Genomic DNA, 16,400 nt, shown 5'->3' on the forward strand with positions numbered 1-16,400 from the left:
CTGCGAGTAGAGCTAAAAGAATCCTGAGTAGCGCCAAAGAGCCTGAGAGAAGCGCTAAAAAGAGCTCGAGCAGCGCCAAAGTCGGTGAGTAGCGCTAAAGCAAGCCCGAGCAGCGCCAAAGAGCCCGAGAGCAGCACCACCAAAGAGTCCTTGAGTAGCGCTAAATGATCTACTCCAATAGTTAAACTATTTGAGATATAATAGATATGAACTAAAATATTGTTTAAATTTGTATATATCTTAACTGTACTACATTCAAAAGGAGGATTTTATGCAGAGCACACAATTACAAACTGTAATGGATCATTTTAAATTAAATATTAAATCCATAGAAAATGTCCCGGAGTCTTTTAGTTCAGAGGTGTATAAGCTCAGTCTGACGAATAATGAGAATGTGTATATTAAAATCCCATTTACAAAAGATAAACTGTTTCGTGAATATACGATTCTAAAAAAGCTAGAATCAGATTTGCCTGTTCCTCGTGTGTTAGATTATTGGGTAGGTGATGAAGCGGATAGTGGAGCTTTGCTACTTTCAGAGATAAAGGGTGTACCTTGTACAAGCAAAGTTGATGCTCGGCTTGCTTACCAAATCGGCCTAAATCATGCACAGCTTCATGAAGTGAGTTTCCAAAGTTATGGGTATGAAGAACAAAATGGCTTTCAATATCTTGAGAAAAATGACTGGAGATTATATATAAAAAATCTATTTAATCAGTACTTAGTTCAATGTGGGGAACTCTTACCTACAAAGCTCATTGAAAAAAGTGAAAATAGATTCAACAATCTATACAATGATTTACCCAAACCAGATGGTCCTTGCTTAGTGCATCTAGATTTTCGTCCAGGCAATATATTAATCAACGACTCCGGAGTAGCTGGCATCATTGATTTCGAAAGTGCGAGAGCAGGTTCTACGGAAATAGATTTTACTAAAATAAATAGAGATATTTGGAGTAACCACCCTGGAACTCGTGATGCTTATATGCAGGGTTATGAGAGTATCCGTCCAATCATTGATTTAGACAAAATACTTCCGTTCTATTCCTTATTAGATGCTATTGGATCAATTGCTTGGTGTAGTAGGAGAGGGATAGTGAAACATAAGGATTTTTATGATGAGAGTGTTAATATATTAAAAAATTTGATGTTGTAATTATTTCAAAACCACAAAATGATTTCTGTATTTTCGGTCAATTGTACGAGTTGAAATTCGAACTTATGATTGAATTTGAAATTGGGATTTTCCATTATAGTAAAAGTACTAAATAGCTGGGGAGTATTGGATTAAACTCACTGGATAAAAGGGGTACTTTAATATGAGGGATTTATATAATGATTCTCGTTTTCGTTTGATTATTTTTGCTAATATCGCTTCTTCGATTGGTTCAGGTATTACGATGATCGCTATACCATGGATGCTAGTATCTAGTGAGAATGGCAATACTGTGTTTGGATACATATCAATATGTATGACAATTATTAACTTTCTTATTACGCCGTTTATAGGGAACCTAGTCGACAAGATGAATCGAAAGAAAATACTACTAATAAGTGAATTTGTATGCTTTCTATTATTAATGCTTTTCACATTAATAGGATTTATCGGTTTACCTTATGAGGTATGGCATTACACTATCATTTATATGATAGGAAGTTTATATTACACCATCTTTTTTCCTACTATGTTTGCTTTAAATCAAGAAATTTTTAATAAAGATCAATACAAAGCATTGAATGGTACGATGGAAGTTCAGAGTCAGCTTTCAAGTATGATAGCGGGAGCATTAGCGAGCATTTTATTATTGAAATGGGATTTGCACTATATTTTGTTACTTGATGTCCTATCATATGCGGCAGCTATCTACTTTTATATGAAACTTCCTTATATGGGGAAACCAATCAATAAAACAGAGAAAACGGATAAAAAAAGAGTTAGTGAAGGATTAAGATATATGATGATTCGTCCTACTATGTTCGTGTTTTTAGTATTCTCGATAATGCCCTTTATTGGTGTGATGATCACGAACTATTTGTTTCCGGTTTATTTAAGGGATGTATTAAAGGCTTCAGCAAGTGCTTATGGGATTGAAAGTATGATTTATGCTTTCGGCGCAATTATTGCTGGGATGTTTGTACCCATTCTCGCGAGAAAAATAGGAAATGAAAAGACTATCATTGTTAGTGTTATTACTTATACCATTGCTATATCATTGATTGTTCTAGTGAATCTGCCCGTGTATTTATCGTTTATGTTTTTTATTGCAGTAGGAAATAGTGGAGCACGAGTTGCTAGAAACTCTTTCTTGATGGACCAAATTCCTAATGAAATCATTGGAAGAGTGGATAGTTTATTCCGTTCAATTGGATTATTGTTTAGGATCGTCTTACTTGCTCTCTTTACTCAGTTGGTATCTTCAGATTTAATCATATACTGCTTTATCATTCTTAGTGGGCTATTGATTGTAGCTTCTGGATTCGTGATTCTTTCTTGGAAAAAGGGCTTTCAATTAAAGAGTGATCCGGAGATATTGTTGAACAAGGGAGAAACAACTTAATATGTTCGTCTCTCAACATAAAACAACCTGTCACGGACTTCACATCGGCGACAGGTTGTTTAATTTAATAACAATCAGATACTATTTATTCTACGAAATCGGCATTAGTAATGAAATTTTTCTCATTATTTAACTTGAGTATATTACGTAATTTTTTGCTGACTTTCTTTAGACTTTTCTCTTCAGGTATATAGTAGAAGCTTCCGTCGACTCTTCTATCAGAACCCTTAATTGTTATAGTTTTTATTGATAAATCGCTTGATTTTGTATATTTTTTTTGCAGTGCATAAATTTCTTTTAACGACAGATTTGTTTCTACATTTTTTCCAAGAATATCTGTTAATTGACCAATCTTAAATATTGTTCCTGCTGATATTGCTTGATCAATCGTTGCTTTTAAGAACTGCCTTTGTCTTTCTTCGCGGGAATAAATAGCATTTTCAGCTCTTTTTCGCATCCTTACAAAAGCAAGTGACTCTTCACCAGTTAAGTGAGATTTTCCCTCATTAAATTCTATCTTTGATCCATCATAAATATTTTCTTCCCAAAAACCTGTTTTAATATCTAAGGAAACTCCACCAAGAGCATCGACTATGTCACGAAATCCTTCGAAGTTAATTGCAATAAAGTTATCTATTGGAATGTTAAGGAATTTTTCAACAGTTTCTATTTGAAGTTTAACTGCTCCGTAACCTGTAATATCTCCATATGTATAAGCTGAATTCATTTTATGAATACCTGAGAATTCCCCTGCATTTTCAATATTGACCCTTGTATCCCTAGGAACGGTAACCATATTAATAACATTTGTACTAGGATCTAAAGTAATAACCATTTGAGTATCTGCTCGACCATCCTTTTTTTTACTAGAATAATCTTCAATTCCTAATAACAATATTGAAATTGGATTTTCATTAAATGTCACTTCGTCTTCTCTCAGATCTGATTTATCTCCAGTTCTCTCTAAATTAACTGTTGAACTAACATAAGCATTTTTCATTTTTATAAAAATAAAACCACCATAACTAATTATGGCTATGAATAAAGATATACTTATTATTCTGACTACTTTCAAGAGTTTCTTTTTAGATTTCTCTCTCTTTTGTGTATTTCTTTTCATTCTCATTGTAAGTTCCTCTCTAAATTTAATCTAAAAATTAATAGTTCTTTAAACTAACATCAATATAGATAAAATTATTATGAACCTATTATTAAGTATAACTTTAGTGTTTTTTACTTTTATTGTATTTAAATTATATCACACTTATAAATGGTGAAACATCACATTATAGCCTACGACTAACTTCTTAATAAAAAATAAGAGGGTGAAAAATCAGTGATAAGCTGAATTATATATGGAGAGCTAAAGAACCCAGTAAAAGTAATAAAGTTGCCGTTTATTCATTTATAATCACTCTCAGTCATACAGTAGTTAAGTTATCACTATTTATAAGTTGGAAAAATAAATATTTTAAATTCTTACATATATCTATCTAATTAACTAAAAATTAGGTTAAAATAAACTATCTATAATTAAATATGTTTATGTAAAAATAAAGAAATTATAGGATAATTGAATGAAGAAGATTAAATAAGTGTATGGGGTGAATTCATTTGGAGTATATACCACCAAAACAGACAATTGCGGTTTCAGCCTTAGTTATGAACGAGAGAGATGAAGTATTATTACTTAGAACTCATTGGCGTTCGGATACGTGGGAAATGCCAGGAGGAAATGTTGAAGTAGGAGAGCCATTAGATCAGGCAGTTTATAGAGAATTTTTAGAAGAGACTGGCATTGAAATTCGGCCTATTGGCATAACGGGTATCTATTTTAATGCAACAAAGCATGTTTTATCTGTTGTTTTTAAAGCAGAGTATGTTAGCGGCGAAATAAAAATTCAACCAGAAGAAATTAAAGAAGCCAAATATATTCAATTAAACGAATCTAATATAGATCAATATATAACTCGCCCACAACAAAAATCTCGCACCCTCGATGCAATGAGGGCGGAATCTTTTGTACCGTATGAAACATGGGAAGTTGATCCTGAATATAACTTAATATCAAGATTATTTAACGAATAATAGATTAATAGTGTTAAATATCTCGAATTTCAACTGATTGCGAGGACTGATTAAATGGTAAACAGGATAATTTCAAATTGGCAACCCTATTGCATAGAAGAAAACTGCATTGGTATCGGATCATCAAGAAAAGTATACCGAGTTGATGAGTTTGTCATTAAAGTACATTTACATCCGATAGGGTACAAACAATCACTGAATGAGATTGAAATATATGAATATATGAAAGCTCGAAACGTTTCAGATTTATTAGCAGAAATGGTTTATGTCAATGAGGATATTTGTATCCAACGTTATTACGAAAATTTAGAGTTAAAAAACAATCAGACTTATGAGTTAAATGTAGTTGAAGATTGTAGAATTTCTCCAAAATTGAAAGCGCTATTAAGAGAGCTCGATCAAAGATTTGATAGTTTTGATTTAAAAGATAGTAGTAATTTTGGCTTGAACGTTGAAGGAAATCTAGTATTAATAGATTTTGGTATGACAAAAAACTTGTACGAAACAGAATGGGTACCATTAGCTGAAGCGGGTAAGTTACCGCAAATCTATTTTGAGAAGTGCCGAGTGTGCGGTATTGAAAAGGAACTACGTATGTATGGGCAAAAAGATAAAGATAAACGTTGTTATGATTGTGGAAAGCAGTAGTTACACTAAACATAATATTGAAATGAGCGGATTTGTTTGAATTTCAACATGAAAAAGTATACAGGGAATCATTTAAACGAAGTGATAGATTTAATGAAATATAGCTATGAGGAGACCTTTGTTTTACATATTGTAAAACAACAAAAATATGAGTTTGTATATTTGGCATATGAAGAAGAGAATCTTGTGGGGTTAATTGTTACTTGGAAAAGTAAGTTGCATCCGAATTGCCTGTATTTTCGAGTATATAGTAACTCGTCCTCTTCTCAAAATGTGGAACTACAATTGATACAATATGTTAAGCAAAATGAGATGGTGGAGCTTCCTTTGCAAACTTCTTTATGGGAAACGACAAAGAAGCTAATGGAGCTATATGAACAATTAGATATGACTATTATTCGGAAAACATATATGCCTAAATTAGATTTAGACCAACACTTTCAAGTATTGGATCAGTGCAATTACGACTTGAAATCTTTAAAAGACATAATGGATAATCAACAACTGATGGAGCAATTAACAGCGCTCGTTAAGCGTAATTATGAAGAAACACATCTAGCAAACCCAGTGGCAGATTTGTCTTTAAAAGAATGGCAACAACTATATGATGATGCCATTTTAGAAGGTAGTTTCCTCCTTTGTAATCCAGTAAATCAAAATATTATTGCGTATTCATTTTTACACGAAACTGAGTATGAGACGGAATTGGAAATTGGGTGGAGTGGTGTAAATCAACTTGGCCATCTACCTTTACTTCAGGTACTAACCTACAATCAAATCACATATGCAAAGAGAAATGGTTATGCAGCACTTATAGGTGAATTCGATACGACGAGCCCATATGCATTAGAAATTCTAAAGCTATTTCCTTATGATACGTGTCCAGTTTGGATTACGTTTCAATGGTGAGGGCGCCAGATTACGTTTTTACAATACATAGAATACGGTCTAATCTCAGCATAAAATGACAGGATTTAGTTACTTGTGATTGTTATTATTCAATTAAGGAGTGAGCGATATGGGTTGGGTTGAATCATTACAGAAGGCAATCGACTATATGGAAGATCATTTAACGGAGAATATATCTATTGAAGATATCGCTAGGCAAGCAAGCGTTTCGGAATTTCATTTTCAACGAACATTTGCGATATTAACCGATACGTCTATAGGAGAATATCTTCGAGGAAGGAGATTAACTCTTGCTGCACATGAATTAGCCAATTCTAACAGCAAAATTATTGATGTTGCCTACAAATATGGCTACGACACTCCCGAGGCTTTTTCAAAAGCATTTCGTAGACAACATGGTGTAACGCCGAGTGATGTACGAAAGAACATTGGAAAGCTGAAATCTTATAATCGCCTGGTTATCCAGGTTAGTCTGAAGGGAGCAACACCGATGGAATATAAAATTGTTGAACGAGACAGCTTTCAAGTTGTAGGAATCAATCGTGAATTTTCATTAAAAAATGATGAGAATCTTAAAGGCATCCCTGTATTTTGGGATGAAATCAATGCAAAAGGAACTGATGAGACACTATTTAAGTTGAACAACGGAGAAATAACAGGTGTCTTAGGCGTATGTGTAGATAAAAGAGAGACCCAATCAGCTGAAAAAATCGACTATTGGATAGGAACAGAATATGAGGGGGGTACACCTGAAGGGTTTTCAAAGTTAGAAATTCCTGCATCAAAATGGGGGGTATTTGAAGTTCGGGGACCTATGCCTGATGCAATGTCAAAAGCATGGAAACAAATATTCTCAGAATGGTTCCCGTCAAATAATTATAAACACGCAGGCACACCAGAATTAGAAGTATATACTGATGACGATCCTTTCAGTCCAGATTTGTATTCTGAAATTTGGATTCCATTAAAGTAACTAAGCTAGTTTCATTAATAAATTTTAACAGCAGAAATCAAGTGATTTCTGCTGTTTTTACAATACAGGAGGGTACTAGTATGTTTTCATACAAAATAGATAATCAAATCGATATTGTATTGTTACAGCAACATAATAAAGAAGAGTTGTACCATCTAGTTAATACAAATAGAGAACACTTACGTAAATGGTTGCTTTGGGTAGATAGAAGAACATCAGCTGAAGATTTTGAGGAAATCATACCAATGTGGATAACCAATTATGCCAATAATAATGGATTTGATGCTGGGATTCGGTATAATGGGAAACTGGTTGGAATGATTGGATTACATTATATAGATTGGAATAACAAATCTACTAGTATAGGATATTTCCTATCTGAGGAAGCTCAAGGAAAAGGAATCATAACGAAGTGTGTAAGTTCAATTGTTGACTATTTATTTAATGATATGGATTTACATAGAATTGAAATTCAGTGTGCAGCTAATAATCATAAAAGCATCACAATTCCAAAGAGATTAGGGTTTGTTCAAGAAGGGATTAAACGTGACGGGCAATGGTTATATGACCATTATGAAGATCTTATAACTTTTAGTTTGTTAAAAAGTAATTGGGAAGAACTTTAATAAGTTTGAAAACACATTAGTATTAATATAAATTCTTAATGGAAGTGAATGAAATGAATACATATTTACAAAATACATTCCATCAAATACAAATTACGATTAATAGTATTAAAGCATTAATTGAAATAATTGATGAATCTGATTTTCAAATTGCGCCTATAGAAGGAAAGCGGACTGTAGGGGAGTTAGTGAGCCATGTAGCCATTATTTGCAAGGCAGATCTTCAAATAATTGGCCAAGCATCAATGGAGAAAATGGATGCATTTTATGAACTTAATGCAGTCAATAGTAAAAAGGAAATGCTGAAGCAATTGAATGAGGGATATGAAGAATTAGTTTGTTATTATGAAAGTCTTCCTGATATTTTTAATAAAGCAACATCGTATTGGGGAACAACTTATAGCCATTTTGAATGGTTATTAGAGATTTTAGTTCATCTAAATCATCACCGAGCGCAATTGCATTTGTACATAACATTACTAGGGAAAGAGTCAGCTGTGATGTTATTTGAATAATAGTTACAGTTGGATTTTAATGACTAGATTATGGTTGATATTTCTAAAATGTGAAATTGTGGAATGGATTTTTTTTAGTTCTTAAAACCCATATTTAAAGACATAATAGAATAAAAAGTTATGTTATAATGGCCCTTTTCTGTTAGAATGAGTTAGGATTTATAACAAAGAGGGAGTATAGTCTATATGATCAAAAGAAATCAGAAGAAGATAGTTATCATTGAATATATTCAAATCATGGTGGGAGCAGCGCTTGTAGGTCTTGCATTCAATATGTTTCTACTGCCCGCTAAACTTGCGGCTGGAGGAGTTTCGGGGATAAGTACCATTCTATACGAGCTGTTTCAATTTAATCCTGCTTATGTACAATGGATGATTAATATTCCTTTATTTATCTTAGGCATTCTAGTAGTAGGGAAAGATTTTAGTTGGAAAACACTTGTCGGCACTACGTTTGTTCCATTTGTTATTTGGTTAACAGCTGGTATCCATTTGCCTATTGATAATCCATTGTTAAGTGCTATTTATGGAGGAATTATGTTAGGTGTTGGTCTTGGCATTGTATATCGAGGAAATGGATCAACGGGTGGTACAGCTTTAATAGCGCAAATATTGAAGAAATTCACGGGAATTTCAAGTGGCTTTGCACAGCTACTTGTTGACGGATTAGTAGTCATTACTTCAGCACTAGTATTTGACTTTGAATTAGCGCTTTACGCCATGATAGCCATTTATGTAACAAGTAAAGTAATAGATTTTGTTCAACTACAAACATCACCAACCAAATTAGTGTTGATTATTACCGATAAAGAAGAAGAAATCCAAACCATTATTAAGCATGAAATCAATAGAGGTTTGACGAAAATTAAGACACTCGGTGGTTATTCCAACCAAGAAAAGACAATGATTTTATGCGTAGTAGAACAATCAGAAGCAGTTTATTTCAAGAAGCTTTTATTAGATAGAGAACCCAATTCATTTGTCATTTTCTTAAACGCATCTGAAATACTAGGAAGAGGGTTTTCAAAAGCAAGATTTGATGAAGATGATGTAAAATAATTATGGACGAGTCATAAAATAGATTAAAATTTCACCTCTTGTTGTCGTTGCTTTTTACGTCAAAGGAGGTGGTTTTTTTCAATTTAATGAAACGCACTTAAACAGCAAAATTGATAAAATGATGAAGTAATTAAGTTGAATAATATTAAAAGTCTGAAAAAAAGTCTTGACCTTAAGGTTTTCTCATACTATAATTTCGTTTAATATTCTAAATAGCAAATGAGCGATGACAAGAACATATTAAGCCGGGTCTCCCTGTTGACAGAGAATCAGTGGTTGGTGGAAACTGATACATAGACTTTGGTGAATTTCATTCTTAGAGCTTTTTTTATACTACATCTTAGTGATAGTAGTATAAAAACGGATTAAACCGTTATTTTACCAAGTAAGTGGGAAACTAGATTTGTTTCCAATTAGGGTGGTACCGCGTGAACAGCCACGTCCCTATCTATTAAAGATAGAGACGTGGCTTTTTTGTCTTTTCTTCGTTTTTTAATGAGGATAAGACGTAATATATATAGATTGGATTGGTTAGCATTAAAACATCAGAGCAATGGTCATCTAAGATTGGTTTTATTTTATCTGCAGCAGGATCAGCAATAGGAGTAGGCGCAATATGGAAGCTACCCTATGTGACTGGTATCAGTGGAGGGGGAGCATTCTTCCTACTGTTTATCCTATTTTCTTTATTCATAGGTTTTCCGCTGTTGTTAGCAGAGTTTGTCATTGGTAGAAGTACGCAAAAGGAAGCAATTAGCGCATATCGTACTTTAGCTCCAAATACTAATTGGCATTGGATTGGCAAGTTAGGGGTATTCACATGTTTCCTCCTGTTGTCTTTTTATAGCGTAATTGGTGGCTGGATTGTTATATATTTTGCAAAAGGTTTGTTTGGTGGAATTATTAGTGAAGGCGCAGATTATGCATCTGTCTTTAACGATACGATTGGAAATCCAATGTTAGTTATTGGAGCTCAATTTGCATTTTTAGCTTTCACAGTTTTAGTTGTAGCAAAAGGTATTCAAAATGGAATTGAAAAAGTAAGCAAAATTTTGATGCCCGCTTTATTTATCCTGTTTTTTGTTCTTATCATTCGTTCACTTACACTTGATAACGCTATGGAAGGTGTAAAATTCTTCTTAGCACCTGATTTCGCAAGTATTACATCTCAAAGTATTCTATATGCAATGGGACAAGCTTTCTTCTCCCTAAGTGTAGGTGTATCAGTAATGGTTACTTATAGTTCGTATCTTTCAAAGAAAGAAAGCTTAATTCAACCGGCTATTTCAATTGTTTCAATGAATTTATTCATCGCTTTATTAGCAGGTTTAGCAATCTTCCCAGCTGTATTTTCACTAGGTCTAGAACCTGCTGAAGGACCTGGTTTGCTGTTTGTTGTATTACCTGCTGTGTTTGATCAAATCATTTTCGGGGAAGCTTTCTTATTAGGGTTTTTAGCCTTATTTTTATTTGCCACATTAACATCGGCATTTTCTATGCTAGAAATCATTGTAGCTTCTCTAGTTAAAGGAAAACAAGAGAAGAGAACAAAATATGCATATATTATTGGGGTATTAATCTTCGCAGTCGGAGTTCCATCTGCATTATCTTATAGTGTTTTTGATAATATATTATTTTTCTCTAAGAATATATTTGATTCCGCTGATTATTTAGTTAGTAATATTTTAATGCCACTTGGCGTGTTTTTAATTTCTATTTTCGTACCACTTAAGATTAAGAAAAGTAAATTGAGAGAAGAAGTATTACAGCATTCTAGTTTAGGTGCTACTGCATTTAACATATGGTTCTTTATTATGAGATTCATTATTCCTTTAGTAATTTTCATCGTATTCCTTGATATTACGGGAATGCTAGATAAGATTATTGCTATTTTTAAATAAGAAACTTTATTAAAGAAAGCAACAATAAGTGCTGAAGTGAGCAGAAATTCTGCTTTACTTCAGCATTTTTTTATTGAGTTGAATATCCAGTGATAATTATAGAATCCATTTTGAACAATATTATGAAAATTCTATTTTAAAAAAATATTGAATATTTAGAAAACTTTAATTATAATTTACCTAACTAAATTAGTTAGGTGTTGAAAACATGACGAAAAACAAAATTAAAGAAGTTGCTTGTAAACAATTAGCTGAAAAAGGCTATGAAAGAGCCACCCTTGCAAGTATTGCTACTGAAGTAGGTATAAAAACGCCGTCCATTTATGCGTTTTATAAGGGGAAAGAAGATCTGTTTATGGCTGTATATAATGATTTGTTGGATGATCAATTTCAATTCATTAAACTGTCGATGGCAAATTTGGAGAATGCGACTGTAAAGCAATTGCTTTATCAAATGATAAAGGATGTAAGTGATTATCATTTGAGTAAACCTGAAAAAACAGCGGCATATATGAGGCTTGCTTTTTTCCTACCTCATGAATTAAACGATGACATAAAAAAAACCTTTAACGAAAAGGAGGAATTCTATTATGAAATTCTATTGGGAATTTTCACTAGAGGAATAGAGCAAGGTGAAATCAAAAGACAACCTGTAGAAGACTTAATTGCCTCGTTTCTTTGTTTAATGGATGGTATCTTTTTGGAATTGTACTATTACGAAGAAGATAAATTCAAAAGGCGTTTTGAGCAGACGTGGAACATTTATTGGAATGGTATTTGTAAAGAATAACAGAGTGAAAAAACGAGGGGGTACATGAATGGATGAAGGTAAAAAGGTATTAGATTACGAACGAGAAGCTGTACCGGAACATTTGCGTAGATCGTGGTTTTCCATGTTCTCTATATTAGTTGCCATAGGAGTCGATTTAGCTTCTGTTTTATTAGGCGCTGAATTAGCAAACGGAATGGCAATGAATCAAGCGATTATTTCGGTATGTGTAGGATCATTTCTTCTAGCTATTTTATGTTCTATTTGTGCAATCGTAGGTGCTTCAACCAATTTGTCCACTTCTATGATTACAAAGTATGTATTTGGAAAGTATGGAGCGCTGGCATTTTCCCTTGTTATTGGTATCTCTTTATTAGGTTGGTTTGGTGTCCAAGTAGGTTTTTTTGCTGAAAATGCCCACATAATTTTATTAGATTCGTTTGACGTATCAATAAATGTGAAAGTGCTGTCTTTTATAGGTGGTATTTTGATGATGACAACTGCCATTTATGGATTCCGTGCGATTGAAAAGTTAAGTATTTGGTCTGTGCCACTTTTATTGGGAATCATGTTACTAACCTTATTTTTAACTCTAAAAGATTACTCATTACCTGTTGAAATTCAGAATACAGGGGCTTTTACATTTGGTAGTGCAGTTTCCCTTGTAATCAGTATTTTTATTGTAGGCGCCACCATTTCACCAGATATTTCTAGGTGGGCTAAAAGCAAAAAGGATGCTATTATCTCTACGTTTTTTGGAATTTTCATAGGTAATAGTTTTATGATCATTATAGCCATTGTGTTGACAAGATATATCGGAACAGATGATATGATGAGAATTTTTATAATATTGGGATTGGCTATACCAGGAATTTTAGTATTAACACTGGCACAATGGACAACAAATACTAGTAATCTATATTCCTCATCACTAGGATTTTCAATAGTGTTTCCGAAGATATCAAAAAAGTTGTTAACCATCATTTTAGGATTAATAGCAACGAGCCTGGCAGTTCTCGGTATTTTTGAACAATTTATCTCGTTCTTAAATATTTTAGCTGTTGTTATTGCTCCAATAGGCGGAATCTATATTTCTGAATTTTTTATCGTAAAAACTGAATTTAACCGCTACAAGAATCAATTAGAAGAACAGAAAATTGTTGTTCGTTCCAATATTGCTTGGATTATAGGAATGGCGGTTACTTTTATGACAACAGCACAGCCCTCAGGTTTAGAATTATTTTCTCTTACAACGATTCCTTCTTTAGATGGCTTTATAACAGGGTTTGTTGTACAAACTGTTATAGGGAAATTATCTAGTCAAAAGGCATCTATACACCAGATGAACGTCAATAAGCATGTAGAAAGAGGGGGACTTTAGAAAATGAGATACATTGATGAAGAAGCTATTGAAAAAATAGCGTTAGGAGCTGCTGTACTAGGTACTGGTGGAGGTGGAGATCCGTATATTGGAAAGCTAATTGCAAAAGAAGCGATACGGAAATATGGGCCAGTTGCACTGATCTCATTAGAAGAGTTAAGAGATAATCAGATAGTGGTTCCTATATCTGGGATGGGGGCACCATCTGTAACGATTGAGAAAATACCGTCAGAAATTGAATTCACTGCACCACTTGATAAGTTTGAAGAGGTAATAGGAAAAAAGGTTGACGTTGTGATGCCTATTGAGATAGGGGGTATTAACTCCCTGTTCCCTATTATTGCAGCAGCCAAAAAGGGTTTACCGTTATTAGATGCAGATGCTATGGGACGTGCCTTCCCTGAAGCGCAAATGGTCACTTTTCATCTAGATGGTTTAGAATCTTCACCTGTTACAATGTCTGATGAAAAAGGGAATGTAGTCGTATTATATCCCAAAGATGGAGTTTGGCACGAAAGACTAGCACGTGTTATTACGATAGAAATGGGAGGAAGTGCTTCTGTCTGTGATTATGGTTTATTAGGAAAAGAAGTAAAGAGTAGTGCTATTCCTGGAACCCTTACTTTAGCTGAAACAATTGGTGGGTATCTACTTGATAACAAAGGTAAGGAACGGCAAGGTATTAATAAAATGTTAGAGGAATTAAAAGGCTATCAATTGTTTGAAGCAAAAGTTACAGACATTGAACGCAGACTAGTTGGAGGCTTTACAAGAGGAAAGGCAATATTTGAAGGCATACGTAATGAACAAGGAAGATCTTTTAGCATCGATTTTCAAAATGAACATCTAGTGGCCAAAGAAGGCGAGCATTTATTATGTTCAACCCCAGATTTAATTGCAGTATTAGATGCAGAGACTGGTTTTCCTATTACAACAGAGCGGATGAAATACGGAGCTCGAGTAGTGGTAGTAGCCTTTCCTTGTCATAGTAAATGGAGAACAAAAAAGGGTATTGAAACAGTAGGGCCTTATTATTTTGGATATGATTTTGAATATCAGCCAGTTGAAGAGTTACAAAAGGAGAGAGTATAATGTATCGCTTAGGATTGGATGTTGGTGGAACTAATACGGATGCAGCGTTAATAGATGAAGATTTAAAGGTTTTTCATACGGTGAAAGTACCAACTACTAAAGACGTGGAAAGTGGAATCATCGACGCAATCGCAAAAGTGGTGAGAGAGAGTAAGGTAGATAGTAGTGCTATAAAATATGCCATGCTTGGTACTACCCATTGTACGAATGCCATCGTCGAACGTAAACGTTTAGATAAAGTAGGGGTTATAAGAATTGGAAAGCCAGCTACAACAGCTATCCCTCCGTTTACTAACTGGCCAAAAGACATAAGAGAAAAAATTGAAGTAGCATCCATTATTGTTTCAGGTGGATATGAATTTGATGGACGTTTGATTGCTGAATTAGATAAAGAAGAAGTGTCTAAGTTTTGTAGAGAAATCAGTGGCAAAGCAGAAAGTATTGCTATCTCTGGTGTATATGCTCCAGTAAATAAAGAACAAGAAGAAATCGTGGCAATCTGGGTAAGAGAAGAGCTTGGAGAAATTCCTATTTCCTTATCTAATGCGATAGGCAGTATTGGCTTACTTGAACGTGAAAATGCGACGATATTAAATGCAGCATTGATGACTACAGGTCAAACCGTCATTAATGGTTTCTCTAAAGCATTAAGTAGTCTAAATATCAAAGCTGAAATGTTTTTCAGCCAAAACGACGGGACTTTAATGAATGCAGCATATGCGGAACGCTATCCGATTCTTACGATGGGATGTGGACCTACAAATTCCATTCGAGGTTCAGCTCACTTAACAGGGTTAAATGATGCGATAGTACTAGATGTTGGGGGAACAACGAGTGACATTGGTGTACTATCAAAAGGGTTTCCTAGAGAATCTTCATTGGCAGTTATCATTGGTGGAGTAAATACGAATTTCAGAATGCCAGATATTTTATCAATTGGGTTAGGTGGGGGCACTCGAATTCTTGAAAATGACGAAAAAATCATTGTTGGACCAGAGAGCGTAGGTTACGAAATTACGAAAAAGTCACTACTTTTTGGTGGAGATGTACTAACCACTTCTGATATAGTGACGCGTTTAGGGTATGCCTTTGAAGATAGAGCAGATCAAGTAGAACATCTATCCACAGTATTCTGTGAAAAAGTAAATGAGCAAATGACAGAGATGTTAGAAGATGCTATTGATCAAATGAAGACGAGCTCAAAAGAAGTACCACTTATTTTATCAGGTGGAGGAAGTATCATCGTTTCTAAATCATTAAAAGGGGTTTCAGAAGTCATTATGCCAGAGCACTATGGTGCTGCAAATGCTATAGGAGCTGCACTCGGTCAAGTGAGTGGGGATGTTGAGAGAATTTATAGTTTAGACAAAATGAACCGTGAAGAAGCAATAACAGATGCAAAGAAACTAGCGACTCACGAAGCAATAAAAGCAGGTGCAGATGAAAAAACAATATCAATCATTTCTATTGAAGATATCCCTCTCGCATACTTACCAGGTAATGCATTATTAATACGTGTGAAGGCTGTAGGAGACTTACAATATTCTAGTGAGTCGATGATTGTATAGTATATAAGGCCATTAAAATATATATCTAAATAAGGTCTAGTTTTTCTATTTAATGAATTAAAAGTGTAGGGTAGTTATAGAGAAATTTGGAAGTTAAGAGTTACTGAGAATCAATTTAAATATGAAAAAAACAAAAGCCATTTATCTAGTTCTAAACCAGATAAATGGTTTTTTGTATTTCAAAACACTTATTCATACTCCAATGCAAATTTATTTACATGGAATAGCTTATACAACATTTTCACATTTTTCCCTCTTCAATATTGCAATAGAAGATCAATCCATTAAATATTCTTTAAAACTTCATTCAAAT

At 33.9% G+C, this 16,400-nt stretch carries 15 protein-coding genes and 1 other annotated feature; of the genes, 14 read left to right on the forward strand and 1 reads right to left on the reverse strand.

All coding sequences use genetic code 11. The features are described 5' to 3' along the window. Window positions 1-271 precede the first annotated feature (271 nt). Both MHH85_RS07150 and MHH85_RS07155 read left to right on the forward strand, forming a co-directional pair. Window positions 272-1,156 (forward strand): phosphotransferase family protein, encoded by an 885-nt coding sequence (locus MHH85_RS07150; protein WP_340706455.1) that lies wholly within the window; start codon window positions 272-274, stop codon window positions 1,154-1,156. 163 nt (window positions 1,157-1,319) lie between these two features. Beyond that, on the forward strand, window positions 1,320-2,558 hold the full coding sequence (locus tag MHH85_RS07155) for an MFS transporter (protein ID WP_340706456.1): 1,239 nt from the start codon (window positions 1,320-1,322) through the stop codon (window positions 2,556-2,558). Between the two features lie 85 nt (window positions 2,559-2,643). On the opposite strand, the gene MHH85_RS07160 is transcribed toward MHH85_RS07155, so the two are convergent. After that, entirely contained in the window at window positions 2,644-3,684 is a 1,041-nt protein-coding gene (locus tag MHH85_RS07160) for an LCP family protein (RefSeq protein WP_340706457.1), read from the reverse strand. Between the two features lie 488 nt (window positions 3,685-4,172). Between MHH85_RS07160 and MHH85_RS07165 the strand changes: the two genes are divergently transcribed. From MHH85_RS07165 to MHH85_RS07220, 12 genes are all read left to right on the forward strand, one after another. Next, window positions 4,173-4,646, forward strand: coding sequence for an NUDIX hydrolase (locus tag MHH85_RS07165; protein WP_340706458.1), 474 nt, complete (start codon window positions 4,173-4,175; stop codon window positions 4,644-4,646). Window positions 4,647-4,700: 54 nt separating this feature from the next. Next, the gene (locus MHH85_RS07170) at window positions 4,701-5,294 is read left to right on the forward strand and encodes a protein kinase (protein ID WP_340706459.1); all 594 of its coding nucleotides are present in this window, start codon (window positions 4,701-4,703) and stop codon (window positions 5,292-5,294) included. 36 nt (window positions 5,295-5,330) lie between these two features. Next, window positions 5,331-6,203, forward strand: coding sequence for a GNAT family acetyltransferase (locus MHH85_RS07175; protein ID WP_340706460.1), 873 nt, complete (start codon window positions 5,331-5,333; stop codon window positions 6,201-6,203). 109 nt (window positions 6,204-6,312) lie between these two features. Further along, window positions 6,313-7,176: an AraC family transcriptional regulator gene (locus MHH85_RS07180; protein ID WP_340706461.1), complete on the forward strand. Its 864-nt coding sequence runs from the start codon at window positions 6,313-6,315 to the stop codon at window positions 7,174-7,176. Window positions 7,177-7,256: 80 nt separating this feature from the next. Further along, the gene (locus MHH85_RS07185; protein ID WP_340706462.1) at window positions 7,257-7,802 is read left to right on the forward strand and encodes a GNAT family N-acetyltransferase; all 546 of its coding nucleotides are present in this window, start codon (window positions 7,257-7,259) and stop codon (window positions 7,800-7,802) included. A gap of 53 nt (window positions 7,803-7,855) precedes the next feature. After that, window positions 7,856-8,317, forward strand: coding sequence for a DinB family protein (locus MHH85_RS07190; RefSeq protein WP_340706463.1), 462 nt, complete (start codon window positions 7,856-7,858; stop codon window positions 8,315-8,317). A 186-nt stretch (window positions 8,318-8,503) separates the two neighbouring features. Next, window positions 8,504-9,376, forward strand: a complete 873-nt coding sequence (locus MHH85_RS07195; protein WP_053415819.1) for a YitT family protein — start codon at window positions 8,504-8,506, stop codon at window positions 9,374-9,376. Window positions 9,377-9,593: 217 nt separating this feature from the next. After that, window positions 9,594-9,825, forward strand: a binding site (T-box leader). Between the two features lie 87 nt (window positions 9,826-9,912). After that, window positions 9,913-11,277 (forward strand): sodium-dependent transporter, encoded by a 1,365-nt coding sequence (locus MHH85_RS07200; protein ID WP_340708137.1) that lies wholly within the window; start codon window positions 9,913-9,915, stop codon window positions 11,275-11,277. 208 nt (window positions 11,278-11,485) lie between these two features. Then, window positions 11,486-12,067 (forward strand): TetR/AcrR family transcriptional regulator, encoded by a 582-nt coding sequence (locus MHH85_RS07205; protein WP_340706464.1) that lies wholly within the window; start codon window positions 11,486-11,488, stop codon window positions 12,065-12,067. Window positions 12,068-12,095: 28 nt separating this feature from the next. After that, window positions 12,096-13,427, forward strand: a complete 1,332-nt coding sequence (locus MHH85_RS07210; RefSeq protein ID WP_340706465.1) for a cytosine permease — start codon at window positions 12,096-12,098, stop codon at window positions 13,425-13,427. A 3-nt stretch (window positions 13,428-13,430) separates the two neighbouring features. Further along, a complete protein-coding gene (locus MHH85_RS07215; RefSeq protein WP_340706466.1) occupies window positions 13,431-14,519 on the forward strand; it encodes a DUF917 domain-containing protein in 1,089 nt (362 codons plus the stop codon). Continuing rightward, window positions 14,519-16,087, forward strand: a complete 1,569-nt coding sequence (locus MHH85_RS07220) for a hydantoinase/oxoprolinase family protein (protein ID WP_340706467.1) — start codon at window positions 14,519-14,521, stop codon at window positions 16,085-16,087. The genes MHH85_RS07215 and MHH85_RS07220 overlap by 1 nt, the downstream gene beginning before the upstream one ends. Window positions 16,088-16,400: the final 313 nt, after the last annotated feature.

Source organism: Viridibacillus sp. FSL E2-0187, from assembly GCF_038006425.1.
GTDB lineage: Bacteria > Bacillota > Bacilli > Bacillales_A > Planococcaceae > Viridibacillus > Viridibacillus arvi.